At 69.6% G+C, this 14662-nt stretch carries 13 protein-coding genes and 3 tRNA genes; 9 read left to right on the forward strand and 7 right to left on the reverse strand.

Annotation, left to right across the window (positions count from 1 at the left end; translation table 11 throughout):
* Positions 1-39: 39 nt before the first annotated feature.
* The 3 genes from purM to ACIRRY_RS15405 all read right to left on the reverse strand — a co-directional run bounded on the left by purM (position 40) and on the right by ACIRRY_RS15405 (position 3686).
* Positions 40-1104 carry a phosphoribosylformylglycinamidine cyclo-ligase gene (gene purM, locus ACIRRY_RS15395; RefSeq protein WP_403972381.1) on the reverse strand — a complete coding sequence of 355 codons (1065 nt, stop codon included), beginning with the start codon at positions 1102-1104 and terminating at the stop codon, positions 40-42.
* A gap of 37 nt (positions 1105-1141) precedes the next feature.
* Entirely contained in the window at positions 1142-2668 is a 1527-nt protein-coding gene (purF, locus tag ACIRRY_RS15400) for an amidophosphoribosyltransferase (RefSeq protein ID WP_403972383.1), read from the reverse strand.
* Between the two features lie 220 nt (positions 2669-2888).
* The gene (locus ACIRRY_RS15405; protein ID WP_403972385.1) at positions 2889-3686 is read right to left on the reverse strand and encodes a sterol carrier family protein; all 798 of its coding nucleotides are present in this window, start codon (positions 3684-3686) and stop codon (positions 2889-2891) included.
* 538 nt (positions 3687-4224) lie between these two features.
* Between ACIRRY_RS15405 and ACIRRY_RS15410 the strand changes: the two genes are divergently transcribed.
* Positions 4225-5361 carry an FAD-dependent oxidoreductase gene (locus ACIRRY_RS15410; protein WP_403972387.1) on the forward strand — a complete coding sequence of 379 codons (1137 nt, stop codon included), beginning with the start codon at positions 4225-4227 and terminating at the stop codon, positions 5359-5361.
* Positions 5362-5431: 70 nt separating this feature from the next.
* Here the strand turns inward: ACIRRY_RS15410 and purL are convergent, their stop codons facing one another.
* The 3 genes from purL to purS are packed head-to-tail and all read right to left on the reverse strand — an operon-like array spanning position 5432 to position 8651.
* Positions 5432-7714, reverse strand: coding sequence for a phosphoribosylformylglycinamidine synthase subunit PurL (purL, locus tag ACIRRY_RS15415; protein WP_403972389.1), 2283 nt, complete (start codon positions 7712-7714; stop codon positions 5432-5434).
* Positions 7711-8391 carry a phosphoribosylformylglycinamidine synthase subunit PurQ gene (gene purQ / locus ACIRRY_RS15420; RefSeq protein ID WP_403972391.1) on the reverse strand — a complete coding sequence of 227 codons (681 nt, stop codon included), beginning with the start codon at positions 8389-8391 and terminating at the stop codon, positions 7711-7713. The genes purL and purQ overlap by 4 nt, the downstream gene beginning before the upstream one ends.
* A complete protein-coding gene (gene purS / locus ACIRRY_RS15425; protein ID WP_279551917.1) occupies positions 8388-8651 on the reverse strand; it encodes a phosphoribosylformylglycinamidine synthase subunit PurS in 264 nt (87 codons plus the stop codon). The genes purQ and purS overlap by 4 nt, the downstream gene beginning before the upstream one ends.
* Before the next feature lie 310 nt (positions 8652-8961).
* Here purS and ACIRRY_RS15430 point away from each other — a divergent pair, with 310 nt between their 5' ends.
* From ACIRRY_RS15430 to ACIRRY_RS15465, 8 genes are all read left to right on the forward strand, one after another.
* The gene (locus ACIRRY_RS15430; RefSeq protein ID WP_403972393.1) at positions 8962-9279 is read left to right on the forward strand and encodes an Lsr2 family protein; all 318 of its coding nucleotides are present in this window, start codon (positions 8962-8964) and stop codon (positions 9277-9279) included.
* A gap of 137 nt (positions 9280-9416) precedes the next feature.
* Positions 9417-9488 (forward strand) — tRNA-Gly (locus ACIRRY_RS15435).
* An 80-nt stretch (positions 9489-9568) separates the two neighbouring features.
* A tRNA-Gly gene (locus tag ACIRRY_RS15440) sits at positions 9569-9644 on the forward strand.
* Between the two features lie 137 nt (positions 9645-9781).
* Positions 9782-10726 carry an ABC transporter ATP-binding protein gene (locus ACIRRY_RS15445; RefSeq protein WP_403972395.1) on the forward strand — a complete coding sequence of 315 codons (945 nt, stop codon included), beginning with the start codon at positions 9782-9784 and terminating at the stop codon, positions 10724-10726.
* A gap of 5 nt (positions 10727-10731) precedes the next feature.
* Complete coding sequence (locus tag ACIRRY_RS15450) at positions 10732-11520, forward strand: ABC transporter permease (protein WP_403972397.1); 789 nt, start codon at positions 10732-10734, stop codon at positions 11518-11520.
* A 20-nt stretch (positions 11521-11540) separates the two neighbouring features.
* Positions 11541-12839 carry a sensor histidine kinase gene (locus tag ACIRRY_RS15455; RefSeq protein ID WP_403972399.1) on the forward strand — a complete coding sequence of 433 codons (1299 nt, stop codon included), beginning with the start codon at positions 11541-11543 and terminating at the stop codon, positions 12837-12839.
* Between the two features lie 79 nt (positions 12840-12918).
* Positions 12919-13536, forward strand: a complete 618-nt coding sequence (locus ACIRRY_RS15460; protein ID WP_403972401.1) for a response regulator — start codon at positions 12919-12921, stop codon at positions 13534-13536.
* A gap of 23 nt (positions 13537-13559) precedes the next feature.
* A tRNA-Gly gene (locus tag ACIRRY_RS15465) sits at positions 13560-13635 on the forward strand.
* A gap of 43 nt (positions 13636-13678) precedes the next feature.
* On the opposite strand, the gene ACIRRY_RS15470 is transcribed toward ACIRRY_RS15465, so the two are convergent.
* Complete coding sequence (locus ACIRRY_RS15470) at positions 13679-14578, reverse strand: phosphoribosylaminoimidazolesuccinocarboxamide synthase (RefSeq protein WP_403972403.1); 900 nt, start codon at positions 14576-14578, stop codon at positions 13679-13681.
* Between the last annotated feature and the right edge of the window lie 84 nt (positions 14579-14662).

The following is a 14662-nucleotide window of genomic DNA, read 5'->3' on the forward strand; positions in this document are numbered from 1 at the left end:
GTCTGATCCAGGCGGCTGCCTGGATCAGACGGAGGCGCTTTAAATCGAATACGTGCCGACCATGGCCGCGCCCGTCGCGTAATCTCCCCGCTCGGTGATCTCGCCGGCGACCCACGCCTCAACCCCGCGGTCGGCCAGGGTCTCCAGGGCCACGTCCGCGGACTCCTCGGGGACGATGGCGATCATGCCGACGCCCATGTTCAGGGTCTTCTCCAGCTCCAGGCGCTCGACCCGGCCGGTCTTCCCGACGAGGTCGAAGATCGGCGCCGGGGTCCAGGTGGAGCGGTCCACGATCGCGTGCAGGCCGTCCGGGATCACCCGGGCGAGGTTCGCGGCGAGTCCGCCGCCGGTGACGTGCGAGAAGGCGTGCACGTCGGTCGTACGGGTCAGCGCCAGACAGTCCAGCGAGTAGATCTTGGTGGGCACGAGGAGTTCCTCGCCGAGCGTGCGGCCGAGTTCCTCGACGCGTGCCTCCAGGTCGAGGCCGGCCTGGTCGAGGAGCACATGCCGGACGAGCGAGTACCCGTTCGAGTGAAGTCCCGAGGACGCCATCGCGATGACCGCGTCACCCGTGCGGATGCGATCGGCGCCGAGCAGCCGGTCGGCCTCCACGGCGCCCGTACCGGCGCCCGCGACGTCGAAGTCGTCCGGGCCCAGCAGACCGGGGTGTTCGGCGGTCTCGCCGCCCACCAGGGCGCAGCCGGCCAGCACACAGCCCTCGGCGATGCCCTTCACGATGGCCGCGACACGCTCGGGGTGCACCTTGCCGACGCAGATGTAGTCGGTCATGAAGAGCGGCTCGGCGCCGCACACCACGATGTCGTCCATGACCATGGCGACCAGGTCGTGGCCGATCGTGTCGTAGACGCCGAGGCGGCGGGCGATGTCGACCTTCGTGCCGACGCCGTCCGTGGCGGAGGCGAGCAGGGGGCGCTCGAACCGCTTGAGGGCGGAGGCGTCGAAGAGCCCGGCGAAGCCGCCGAGGCCGCCGAGGACCTCGGGGCGGTGGGTCTTCTTCACCCACTCCTTCATGAGTTCTACGGCGCGGTCGCCCGCTTCGATGTCGACGCCTGCGCTGGCGTAGCTGGCACTGGTCTCAGACATTGCCTGGGATCTTTCGCGTTGAGTGGTGCGGCGGGGCTTACGGGCGACGGATCGCGTCGGCCGCGGCCGTGGCGGCCGGACCGGCCGCCAGCTCGGTCTCCAGGAGCTGCTTGCCGAGCAGCTCGGGGTCCGGGAGGTCCATCGGGTACTCGCCGTCGAAGCAGGCGCGGCACAGGTTCGGCTTGGCGATGGTGGTCGCCGCGATCATGCCGTCCAGGGAGATGTACGACAGGGAGTCGGCGCCCAGCGAGGTGCCGATCTCGTCGATGGTCATGCCGTTGGCGATGAGTTCCGCGCGGGTGGCGAAGTCGATGCCGAAGAAGCAGGGCCACTTCACGGGCGGCGAGGAGATCCGGATGTGGACCTCGGCGGCCCCGGCCTCGCGGAGCATGCGCACCAGCGCCCGCTGGGTGTTGCCGCGCACGATCGAGTCGTCGACGACGACCAGGCGCTTGCCCTTGATGACTTCCTTCAGCGGATTCAGCTTCAGCCGGATACCGAGCTGCCGGATCGTCTGTGACGGCTGGATGAACGTACGGCCGACGTAGGCGTTCTTCACCAGACCCGCGCCGAACGGGATGCCCGAGGCCTCCGCGTAACCGATGGCGGCCGGGGTGCCGGACTCCGGAGTCGCTATGACCAGATCGGCGTCGACCGGAGCTTCTTTGGCGAGTTTCCGGCCCATCTCGACACGGGAGAGGTACACGTTCCGCCCGGCGATGTCGGTGTCGGGGCGGGCGAGATAGACGTACTCGAAGACACAGCCCTTGGGCTTCGCTTCCGCGAATCGGGACGTCCGCAGGCCGTTCTCGTCGATGGCGACGAACTCGCCCGGCTCGATCTCGCGGACGTACGCGGCGCCGCAGATGTCGAGGGCGGCGGACTCGGAGGCGACGACCCAGCCACGCTCCAGGCGGCCGAGGACCAGCGGGCGGATGCCCTGCGGGTCGCGGGCCGCGTAGAGGGTGTGCTCGTTCATGAAGACGAGCGAGAAGGCGCCCTTGACCTGCGGGAGGACGGTGTGAGCGGCCTCCTCGATGGTCAGCGGCTTGCCGTCGGCGTCGACCTGGGCCGCGAGGAGCGCGGTGAGGAGGTCGGTGTCGTTGGTGGCCGCGACGCGGGGCGTACGGCCTTCCTGCTTGGGGAGGTCGGCGACCATCTCCGCGAGCTGCGCGGTGTTGACCAGGTTGCCGTTGTGGCCGAGCGCGATCGAGCCGTGCGCGGTGGCGCGGAACGTCGGCTGGGCGTTCTCCCACACGGAGGCGCCGGTGGTCGAGTAGCGGGCGTGACCGACCGCGATATGACCCTGGAGCGAACCGAGCGAGGTTTCGTCGAAGACCTGGGAGACCAGGCCCATGTCCTTGAAGACAAGGATCTGCGAGCCGTTGCTGACCGCGATTCCCGCGGATTCCTGGCCTCGATGCTGGAGGGCGTAGAGCCCGAAGTAAGTGAGCTTGGCGACCTCTTCACCGGGAGCCCAGACTCCGAAGACGCCACAAGCGTCCTGGGGTCCTTTCTCGCCGGGGAGCAGATCATGACTGAGTCGACCGTCACCACGTGGCACGGCACCGAGTGTAGGCGAGATCGACCACTGGTCCGAATTCGGGTTACCCGGCTGTAATGGATCACTCGAGCCCGACACCGCTCTCACCTGCGAAAACGCCGGGATCGGCGCGGATGTGGCCGCGCTGCCCACCGGATGAGGTGAGCCGTCGCACATCCTGTCGCGGTGCGATCGGGTCGTTGTCGGGCCGCAGGGGGGTCGGAGTCGGGTCGTGGTCCTGTCAGGACATGATCGGCAGCAGGCCCCGGAGGTCCGCCCGTTCCCCGCTCGCTGTGATCTTCGCCTCTTCTACGGCGTCCTTCCACGACGTCCGCCCGGTCGCCAGCCGGAGCCAGGTCAGGGGGTCGGTCTCGACGACGTTGGGCGGGGTGCCGCGGGTGTGCCGGGGGCCTTCGACGCACTGCACGACGGCGTACGGCGGGATGCGCACCTCGGTCGAGCCGCCGGGGGCCTTGGCGGCGAGGGCGTCGGCGAGGAGGCGGGTGCAGGCGGCGAGGGCCTGGCGGTCGTAGGGGATGTCGAGGCCGGGGACGGCGGCGTTGAGGTCGTCGGTGTGGACGACCAGTTCGACGGTACGGGTGACCAGGTAGTCGGCGAGGGGCATGACGCCGGCGTTGGTCTCCAGGAGGCGGGTGCCGGGGTTCGTGTCGAGGTGCTCGGTGAAGCTCTGCTCGACGTCGGCGAGGTAGGTGCCGAGGTCGGGGTGCTGCTCGGTGAGTGTGCGGGTGAAGTCGGCGATGGCCGAGGAGCTGGCCGCGGTGGCGAACGGCCAGTCGAGGATCACGGCGTTCCGTGCGGGTGGGGCCGGGCGGTCCAGGGAGCGGTGGATCGCGGTGATCGCCATGCCGATGTGCGCGATCAGTTCGCGTACGGTCCATTCGCCGAGGCGGGTGGGGAGCGTTAGCTGGTCGGGGGTGAGTGTCCCTACGGCTTTTCGTACGTTTCCGAACTGGGCGAGGACCGCGGTGCGGGTCTTGGCGGGGTCGTACGTACGGGCGCGCTTTTTGGCCGTGGGCATGGCGGTGAGCCTAATCCTCGGGGCGGGGGCGACACCCGGCGTTTTTCAAGGGACTTGCGGGTCAACGGGCTTGCGGGCGTAGTCGCCCAGGCCATGTTCCACCAGGTCGAAGGCTCGGGCGGCGGTGAGGGTCTATCTCCAGGTGGCCCGAGGCATCAGCAGTTCCTCGGCCGGCCTCTGCCTCCTCCTCGTGGCCTTCGGCATGACCGCCGTCGGCATCCTCTCCTCTACAGGGCCGTGTTGATGGGGGTGTGTGTGGTGATGGCGCTGCGGTTGTCGAGGTATTCGGGTCCCCGGGACGCCGGGCGGGTCTCCGCGGAGGTGGCCCGACCTGTCCCCTCTGCAAGCCGGGGTCACTTCTAACCAGTCACCCTCATGACAGTAGTTAGTTTCGACCCCAGCCTCTGGAGACCCCCGTGTCGGACGTCTGTCGGAGCTGTCGGTGCCGCGTCGGCGACCTGTCGGCGGGGCGCTGAACTCTGGGCGCAGATCCCGCCGGGTGACCGTCCGGCAGGCCCGCGACACGTAAGGAGTCGGCATGACCACTCACGTCACGATCATCGGCGCAGGACTCGGCGGACTGACCCTGGCCCGCGTCCTGCACGTCCACGGGATACCGGCCACGGTCTACGAGGCGGAGGCCTCAGCGAGCGCCCGGGTACAGGGCGGGATGCTCGACATCCACGACTACAACGGCCAACTCGCCCTGGAAGAAGCCGACTTGATGGACGAGTTCCGCGCCATCATCCTGGAGGGCCGGCAGGCGACCAGGGTCCTCGACCCGGACGGGACCGTTCTGCTCGACGAGCCCGACGACGGCACGGGCACCCGCCCCGAGGTGCAGCGCGGCGCGTTGCGGCAGATCCTGCTCGACTCGCTCCCGGCCGGCACTGTGCGGTGGGGCCACAAGGTCAGCGGCACCCGCAGCCTCGCCGACGGCCGTCACGAGGTCGCCTTCGCCGACGGCGGCACCGTCGTCACCACTCTGCTCGTCGGCGCCGACGGCGCCTGGTCGCGGGTGCGGCCGCTGGTGTCCGACGCCGTCCCGGAGTATTTCGGCCGGACCTTCGTCGAGACCTACCTGTACGACGCCGACATCCGGCACCCGGCCGCCGCGAAGGCGGTCGGCGGCGGATCGCTGTTCGTGCTCGACAAGGACACAAACGGACGGTGGGTCGGGGCACACCGGGAGAGCGGCGAAACGCTGCACGCCTATGTGACGCTGGCCCGGCCGCAGGAGTGGTTCGACGACATCGACTTCACCGACGCCGCCGTGGCCACCGCGCGGATCGCCGCGGAGTTCGACGGCTGGGCTCCCGAGATCACCGCCCTGATCACCGACAGCGACACCGCCCCGGTCCTGCGGCCTCTCAACTCCCTGCCGATCGGGCATCGTTGGGACCGCGTACCCGGAGTGACCCTGGTCGGCGACGCCGCCCACCTCGCGCCGCCGGACGGCGAGGGCGCCAACCTCGCCATGCAGGACGGCGCCGAACTCGCCCTGGCCATCGCCGCGTACCCCGACGACATCGAGCAGGCGCTCACCGCGTACGAGGAGGCACTGTTCCCCCGTAGCGCCACAGCCGCCGTCGAGGCCGTGGCCACCAACGAGGCCATCGGGCAGGATCTGCTCGCCTTCCTCACCCGGGGCGAGCAGGACCAGCAGAACGCCTGACATGGGAAAGCGTTCGTGGAGCGGGTCGTCTGCGTGACCGCTCCACGAACGCTTTCGTCCAACCGAACTACTACGCCAGCAGTGCCGGGATCGTTCCCTCGTGCGCCTCGCGCAGTTCCTCCAGGGAGAGCGCGAACTCGCCCTGGACGTCCACGGAGTCACCGTCCACGACACCGATGCGCGTGACCGGCAGGCCCCGTGCGCCGCACATGTCGTTGAAGCGGAGTTCCTCGGAGCGCGGGATCGCCACGACCGCGCGGCCCGCCGACTCCGAGAAGAGGAACGTGAACGCGTCGAGGCCGTCGGGGACGACCAGGCGTGCGCCCTTCTCGCCCAACAGGGCCGATTCCACTACCGCTTGGATCAGACCGCCGTCGGACAGGTCGTGCGCCGAGTCGATCATGCCGTCGCGGGACGCGGAGATCAGGATCTCGGCGAGCAGCCGCTCGCGCTCCAGGTCGACCTTCGGGGGCAGACCGCCGAGGTGGTCGTGGACGACCTGGGACCAGGCCGAGCCGCCGAACTCCTCACGGGTGTCGCCCAGGAGGTAGAGCAGCTGCCCTTCCTCCTGGTAGGCGACCGGGGTGCGGCGCGCCACATCGTCGATGACACCCAGCACCGCGACCACCGGGGTCGGGTGGATGGCCACCTCGCCCGTCTGGTTGTAGAGGGAGACGTTGCCGCCCGTGACCGGCGTGCCCAACTGCTGGCAGGCGTCCGCCAGTCCACGGATGGCCTCCGCGAACTGCCACATCACCGCCGGGTCCTCGGGCGAACCGAAGTTCAGGCAGTCGGAGACCGCGAGGGGCTTCGCACCCGTCGTGGCCACATTGCGGTAGGCCTCCGAGAGCGCCAACTGCGCGCCCGCGTACGGGTCGAGCTTCGCGTAGCGGCCGTTGCCGTCCGTCGCGATGGCCACCCCGAGGCCGGTCTCCTCGTCGATGCGGATCATGCCCGAGTCCTCGGGCTGCGCCAGCACCGTGTTGCCCTGCACGAAGTGGTCGTACTGAGACGTGATCCACTTCTTCGACGACTGGTTCGGGGACGACACCAGCGCCAGGACCTGGGACTTCAGTTCCTCCGAAGTACCGGGCCGGGCAAGCTTGTTGGCGTCGTCCGCCTGGAGCGCGTCCTGCCAGGACGGGCGGGCGTACGGGCGCTCGTAGACCGGGCCGTCGTGCGCGACTGTGCGCGGGTCGACGTCCACGATCTTGCCGCCGTGCCAGAAGATCTCCAGCCGGTCGCCGTCCGTCACCTCGCCGATGACCGTGGCGATGACGTCCCACTTCTCGCAGATCTCCAGGAAGCGGTCGACCTTCGACGGTTCGACGACCGCGCACATCCGTTCCTGCGACTCGCTCATGAGGATTTCCTCGGGAGAGAGGGTCGAGTCGCGGAGGGGTACGTCGTCGAGGGTGACCGTCATGCCGCCGGAGCCGTTGGACGCCAACTCGCTTGTGGCGCAGGACAGTCCGGCCGCGCCGAGGTCCTGGATGCCGACGACCAGCTTCTCCTTGAAGGCCTCCAGGGTGCACTCGATGAGGAGCTTCTCCTGGAAGGGGTCGCCCACCTGGACGGCGGGGCGCTTCGAGGGCTTGGCGCCCGCCGCGTCAGCGGCTGATGTATCCGTGAAGGTCTCGGACGCCAGGATCGACGCGCCGCCGATGCCGTCGCCGCCCGTGCGGGCGCCGTAGAGGATGACCTTGTTGCCTGTGCCGGAGGCCTTCGCGAGGTGGATGTCCTCGTGCCGCATGACGCCGATGGCGCCCGCGTTGACCAGCGGGTTGCCCTGGTAGCAGGCGTCGAAGACGACCTCGCCGCCGATGTTGGGCAGGCCCAGGCAGTTGCCGTAGCCGCCGATGCCCGCGACGACGCCCGGCAGGACACGCTTGGTGTCGGGGTGGTCGGCCGCGCCGAAGCGCAGGGGGTCGACGACCGCCACCGGGCGGGCGCCCATCGCGATGATGTCGCGCACGATGCCGCCGACGCCCGTGGCCGCGCCCTGGTAGGGCTCGACGTACGAGGGGTGGTTGTGCGACTCCACCTTGAAGGTGACCGCGTAGCCCTGGCCGACGTCGACCACGCCCGCGTTCTCGCCGATGCCCACGAGCAGCGCGTCGGACTGGGGGGCCTTCTCGCCGAACTGGCGGAGGTGGACCTTGGAGGACTTGTACGAGCAGTGCTCGGACCACATGACCGAGTACATGGCCAGCTCGGCGCCGGTGGGCCGGCGGCCGAGGATCTCCACGACCTTCTCGTACTCGTCCTTCTTCAGGCCGAGTTCGGCCCAGGGCAGCTCGACGTCGGGGGTCTCGGCCGCGTGCTCGACCGTGTCCAGAGGCGTCCGGCTCATGCGTTGACCAGCTTCTTGAGGATCGAGGTGAAGAAGGGGAGGCCGTCGGTGCGGCCGGACCCGATGAGCGGCTCGACCGCGTGCTCGGGGTGCGGCATGAGGCCCACGACGTTCCCGGCGGCGTTCGTGATGCCGGCGATGTCGCGCAGCGAGCCGTTCGGGTTCAGGTCCAGGTAGCGGAAGACGACCCGGCCCTCGGCCTCCAGCTCGTCGAGCGTGTGCTCGTCGGCGACGTAGCGGCCGTCCATGTTCTTCAGCGGGATGTGGATCTCCTGGCCCGCGGTGTAGTCACCGGTCCAGGATGTGTCCGCGTTCTCCACCCGCAGTTTCTGGTCACGGCAGATGAAGTGCAGGTGGTTGTTGCCGAGCATCGCGCCGGGGAGGAGGTGCGCCTCGGTGAGGACCTGGAAGCCGTTGCAGATTCCCAGGACCGGGAGTCCCGACTTCGCCTGCTCGATGAGCGTCTCCATCACCGGCGAGAAACGGGAGATGGCGCCGGCGCGCAGATAGTCGCCGTAGGAAAAACCGCCCGGGAGGACGACCGCGTCGACCTGGTGGAGGTTCTTGTCCTTGTGCCAGAGGGCTACCGGTTCGGCGCCGGCGAGACGGATCGCGCGCTGGGTGTCGCGGTCGTCGAGGCTGCCGGGGAAAGTGACGACGCCAATACGAGCGGTCACTTGGCGGCCTCCGCCACTTCTTCGACCTTGACGGTGAAGTCCTCGATCACCGTGTTGGCGAGGAAGGATTCCGCGAGCTCGTGGATGCGGGCGAGCGCGGCCTCGTCGACCGGTCCGTCAACTTCCAGTTCGAATCGCTTTCCCTGACGTACATCGGAGATGCCTTCGAAACCCAGGCGTGGCAGCGCACGCTGGACCGCCTGGCCCTGGGGGTCGAGGATCTCCGGCTTGAGCATGACGTCGACTACGACGCGTGCCACTGGCACTCCCGATGTTGTGGTGCTGAGCTGGTGCCTTCAGACTACCCGTCCAAAACTTCTACGCGGGTAGATTGGTAGGAACCTACGTGACCGCGATCACGATCCGGTATCAGAGGGGGGAGTTCATGAAAAGTTACGGGAAAGATCCCCGACCGACCCCGGATACCTATTGCACTCGGACACGCGGGCAGATTTAGTCAGGCTTCACAATGCATTGCTGAGCACTGTACAAATGAATTAGAAATAGCTGACACTCGGCACATCACCACAGCTGAGCTGTACGGAGTGCCGGACGAAGGGACCGATATTCGTGGCGCAGAAGGTCGTGGTCACTCTCTTTGACGACATCGACGGCTCGGAAGCGGCGGAAACGATCGCCTTCGGGCTCGACGGCAAGTCGTACGAGATCGACCTGAATCAAGCCAATGCCAAGAAACTGCGTAAGGCGCTCGAGCCCTACGTGGATGCAGGTCGCAAGCGGTCGAGGTCCGGCAAGGCCTACCGCCAGACCGAGGTAGCCCCCGACCCGGCGGCCGTCCGGGCCTGGGCCCAGGCGAACAAGATGGACGTGCCGGCGCGCGGACGCATCCCCAAGAAGATCTACGAGGCGTTCGCCGCCGCGCAGTAGAAGTCCCGGGAAGAGCTGGGCCTACGGCCGGTCATCGGGCCCTCGGGGCAACCGACTTGCGCTGCACCCCTCCTGGTCAGCTAGAGTTCGGAGCACGCCGAGGGGCGAGGTCGAAAGGCCCAGCTCACGGAGTACATGCGGGTGTAGTTCAGTAGCAGAACATCCCCCTTCCAGGGGGAAGGCGCAGTGTGCAATTCCTGTCACCCGCTCTGCATCGCCGTCCGGACCACTCTGGTGGATCGGGTAGGCTGGTGCTCGCGCCGACCGGTGAGAGCCGATCGGATGCAATGCGGACGTAGCTCAGTTGGTAGAGCGCAACCTTGCCAAGGTTGAGGTCGCCAGTTCGAACCTGGTCGTCCGCTCCAGCGAAAACCCCGGTCCATCGGACCGGGGTTTTCTCGTATGCCCAGCACCCGTTGTCCCGCGCCCGTCTGACATTTGTCATGCCGAGTGATGACAGCGCGCACTGCTGCCGGCGCCCGGTCGCCGCGACGCTGAAGTCATGGACACCAACGAACACGAACACGTGATTGAGGTCACTGACCTACGCCGTGTGTACGGGGGCGGGTTCGAGGCCGTGCGGGGGATCACCTTCTCCGTGCGGCGCGGGGAGGTCTTCGCGCTCCTGGGCACCAACGGCGCCGGCAAGACGTCCACGGTCGAACTCCTCGAGGGGCTCGCGCCCGCGTCCGGCGGGCGGGTGCGCGTCCTCGGCCACGATCCCCACCGCGAGCGGGCCGCCGTACGGCCGCGGACCGGGGTGATGTTGCAGGAGGGCGGGTTCCCGTCCGAGCTGACCGTCGCGGAGACCACGCGGATGTGGGCCGGCTGTACGAGCGGGGCGCGGCCCGAGGCGGAGGCGCTCGCGCTGGTCGGGCTCGCGCGGCGGGCGGACGTACGGGTGAAGCAGTTGTCCGGGGGTGAACGGCGGCGGCTCGACCTGGCGCTCGCGCTGCTCGGGAAGCCCGAGGTGCTGTTCCTCGACGAGCCGACGACCGGTCTTGACGCCGAAGGGCGCCGGGACACCTGGGAGTTGGTGCGGGCGCTGCGGGACGGCGGCACGACCGTGCTGCTGACCACGCACTATCTGGAGGAGGCCGAGGGGCTCGCCGACCGGCTCGCGATCATGAGCGACGGGCGGATCGCGGTCACCGGGACCCCGGCCGAGGTGACGGCGGGGCGGCCCTCGCGGATCTCCTTCGAACTGCCCGCCGGATATTTCGTGGGGGACCTGCCGCCGCTCGGCGAACTGGGGGTCGTCGGGCACGAGGTGGCCGGGGGAGTCGTACGGCTGAGGACGCACGAGTTGCAGCGGGCGGCCACCGGGCTGCTGGTGTGGGCCGGGCGGGCGGGGATCGAGTTGCGGCGGCTGGAAGTGCGGTCGGCCTCGCTGGAAGAGGCGTTTCTCGGGATCGCCCGGGAGCAGGAGCAGGGGGTGGCGGTGTGAGTGCGATGACTACTACGAAAGCTACGAGGACTACTACCCCGGTGGGGCGGCTGCGGGCGCTCGGGCGGGCCGAGTTGGCGTTGCTCGGGCGGAACCGGAGTGCCGTGGTCACGGCGCTGTTCGTGCCCTTGGCGCTGCCGTTCAGTGTGCGGCCCGCGGTCGATCAGATGGATCTCAAGGGGGAGGGGCTGAGCGTCGGGTCGGTGATGCTCACGGCCGCGATCGGGTTCTCGCTGCTCTTCGCCGTGTACTCGTCGCTGGTGAGCGCGTTCGTCGCGCGGCGGGAGGAGCTGGTCCTCAAGCGGCTGCGCACCGGGGAGCTGGGCGACCCCGAGATCCTCGCCGGGACCGCGCTGCCGTCCGTGTGCCTCGGGTTCGTCCAGTCGGTGCTGCTGACCGTGGCCTGTGTGGTGCTGCTCGACGCGGGATCGCCCGCGATGCCCCAACTCGCCGTCCTGGGGCTGCTGTTCGGCCTCTTCCTGGCCGCCGCGCTGGCGGCCCTGACGGCGAGCGTGACCAGGACGGCGGAGAGCGCGCAGCTGACCGCGCTGCCCGTGCTGTTCGCGTCCATGCTCGGCTCCGGGATCATCATCCCGCTGCAACTGCTGCCCGACTGGGCCGCCGACGTCTGCCAGTTCCTTCCGCTCTCCCCCGCGATCCGGCTGATCGGCGGCGGCTGGAGCGGCGACCTGTCCGGCTACGACGCGCTCGGCGCCGTCCTGACCGCGCTGGCCTGGACCGTCCTCGCGGTGTTTGCTGTACGGCGGTGGTTCCGGTGGGAACCGCGGCGCTGAGGTACGGGGAGCACATCGGCATGCGGACACTTGTTGGCTCGCGCGGCTCCGGCGGCTGGTGGGGGCGGAAGAGCACGCCGGGGAAGGTCGAGACGTACACCCGTTGGACCTTCCACTTCTTCGCCCTGGTCGAGATCGGGGCGATCGGGCTGCCGTTGTTCGGCCAGGTCGGGGTGGGCCTCACGGGCTGGCTGGCGGCGGCCCTGGTCGCACATGCCCTGCTCTGCTCCGCAACCGCCGCCCGGGCGCTCGACTGGACACGCGACCGGCGGGCACAGCCCGTACGGCTGCTGTGGGCCCTCGGCGCGGTCACCGTGCTGATCTCCGCCGCCGCGATCGTCGTGCGGGAGCGGGGCTCCGGCGGTGACGACGTGCGGACCGCCGCGAGCACGGTCTTCGTGGGCGTGCTGGGCTTCGGCGCGGGCACGCTCACGCTCGGGGTGAGGGGCCGGCGGCACGTTCTCGCGGTCGTGGCGAGTGCGGTGGGCGGGGCGCTGCTCCTGCAGCTCCCGCTGGGCGTGGCCGCGCCCGCCGCGCTCGGCACGGTGATCGCCGTCCTCTTCGCGGCCGGCGGGCTCGCCTTCACCTCCGCGTTCTCCGTCTGGCTCCTCGACGCCGTCTACGAACTCGACGAGGCCCGCGAGACCCGGGCCCGGCTCGCCGTCGCCGAGGAACGGCTGCGGTTCGGGCGCGATCTGCACGACGTGATGGGCCGCAACCTGTCGGTGATCGCGCTGAAGAGCGAGCTCGCCGTGCAGCTCGCCCGGCGCGGGCGGGCCGAGGCCGTGGAGCAGATGATCGAGGTGCAGCGGATCGCCCGGGAGTCGCAACGGGAGGTGCGCGATGTCGTACGGGGCTACCGCGAGGCCGACCTCCGGCTCGAACTGGCCGGTGCGCAGGGCGTGTTGGCCGCAGCCGGCATCGAGTGCGCGGTGACCGGCGACGCGGCGGGGCTGCCGGTCGAGGTGCAGTCGGCGCTCGGGTGGGTGGTGCGGGAGGCGACGACCAATGTGCTGCGGCACGGGGACGCCCGGCGGTGTGTGGTGGGGGTGCAGGTGGGTGCGGGGCGGGTTGTGCTGACCGTGGAGAACGACGGGGCCAAGGTGGACGCCGACCGTGCCGGTGGTGACGGTGGTGACGGTGGTGACGGTGGTGACGGTGGTGACGGCAAGGGTGGGTCCGGGCTCGTGGGGTTGCGGGAGCGGTTGAGCGCGGTCGGCGGGGAGTTGGAGGCGGGGGCTGTGGAGGGGGATCGGTTCCGGGTGGTGGCTACGGTGCCGGTGGCTGCGGAGAGTCGGGTTGAGGTGGTCGACTCATGAACACGCTGCTCATCGCCCGTCCGCTGTCCCCCGTCACCAGGAGAACCGTGACCAAGGGAACCTCGACCAGGAGAACCTCATGACCGGCCCCGTCGTACGACTGCTGCTCGCCGATGACGAGCACCTCATCCGGGGGGCACTCGCCGCGCTGCTCGGGCTCGAGGACGATCTGGTCGTGGTGGCCGAGGCGGCGACCGGGCCCGAGGCGCTGGCCATGGCTCGGGCGCACGAGCCGGATGTGGCGGTGCTCGATCTTCAGATGCCGGGGGCTGACGGTGTGAAGGTCGCCACATCGCTGCGGGCCGAACTGCCCGGGTGCCGGGTGCTGATCGTGACCGGGCACGGGCGGCCCGGGCATTTGAAGCGGGCCCTCGCGGCGGGGGTGCGGGGGTTCGTGCCGAAGACCGTCAGTGCGCGGCGGCTCGCGGAGATCATCCGTACGGTGCACGCCGGTAACCGTTATGTCGACCCCGAGTTGGCCGCCGACGCGATCTCCGCCGGGGACTCGCCGCTGACCGCCCGCGAGGCCGAGGTGCTGGAGCTGGCCGCCGACGGGGCGCCGGTCGCGGAGATCGCCGAACGGGCCGCGCTCTCGCAGGGGACCGTACGGAACTATCTCTCCTCCGCCGTCTCGAAACTCGGGGCCGAGAACCGGCATGCGGCAGTGCGTCTCGCACGCGAGCGAGGTTGGGTATAGTTGCTCTCGCGCCACGGCGCAGTGCGGACGTAGCTCAGTTGGTAGAGCGCAACCTTGCCAAGGTTGAGGTCGCCAGTTCGAACCTGGTCGTCCGCTCCAGCGAAAACCCCGGTCCGGGTGGACCGGGGTTTTTTCGTACCCTCTAGGCCCAGTTCAGGCTGGTCAGGCGCTCGTAGGCCTCGATGTACTTCGCGCGGGTCGCGTCCACGACCTGCTGCGGCAGCGCCGGCGGGGGCTGCTCGCTCCTGCGGTCCCAGCCCGACTCCGGCCCGGTCAGCCAGTCGCGCACGAACTGCTTGTCGTACGACGGCTGCGCGCGCCCCGGCTCCCACTCCTCGGCCGGCCAGAAACGGGACGAGTCCGGGGTGAGCACCTCGTCGGCGGCGATCAGCGTCTCGCCCTCGAAGCCGAACTCGAACTTCGAGTCCGCGAGGATGATGCCCCGGTCACGCGCGATGTCCCGGGCCCGGCCGTAGACGGCGAGGGTCGCCTGGCGCAGTTGCGCGGCGGTGTCGGCGCCTACCTGCCGGGCGACCTCCTCGTACGACACGTTCTCGTCGTGCTCGCCTACGGCGGCCTTGGTGGCCGGGGTGAAGATCGGGGCGGGGAGTTCGCTGCCGTCGACCAGGCCCTCGGGGAGGGCGAGGCCGCAGACCGTGCGGGACGCGTCGTACTCCAGCAGGCCCGAGCCGGTGAGGTAGCCGCGGGCCACGCACTCCACCGGGACCATCTGGAGGGACTTGCAGACGAGGGTGCGGCCGGCCCAGTCGGCGGGGGCGCCGGGCGGGAGGTCGGTGCCGAGGACGTGGTTGGGGATCAGGTCGGCGAGCTGGTCGAACCACCAGAGGGAGAGCTGGGTGAGGACGCGGCCCTTGTCGGGGATCTCGGTGGGCAGCACCCAGTCGTACGCGGAGATGCGGTCGCTGGCGACCATCACGAGCTCGCCCGCCGCGTTCTGGTACAGGTCGCGCACCTTGCCGGTGTGGAGGTGCGTCAGGCCCGGGACCTGGAGCGGCTCGGGCTTTTCTACGAATCCGGACACGGGTTCCTCCAGTGGGTCTGTCCAACTGGCTCGATTGTCCCGTATGGGCGGCGACCTCCGGACAGGGGGTGAGTCGGCCTGGTG

The organism is Streptomyces sp. NPDC101776 (assembly GCF_044766845.1).
Classification (GTDB): domain Bacteria; phylum Actinomycetota; class Actinomycetes; order Streptomycetales; family Streptomycetaceae; genus Streptomyces.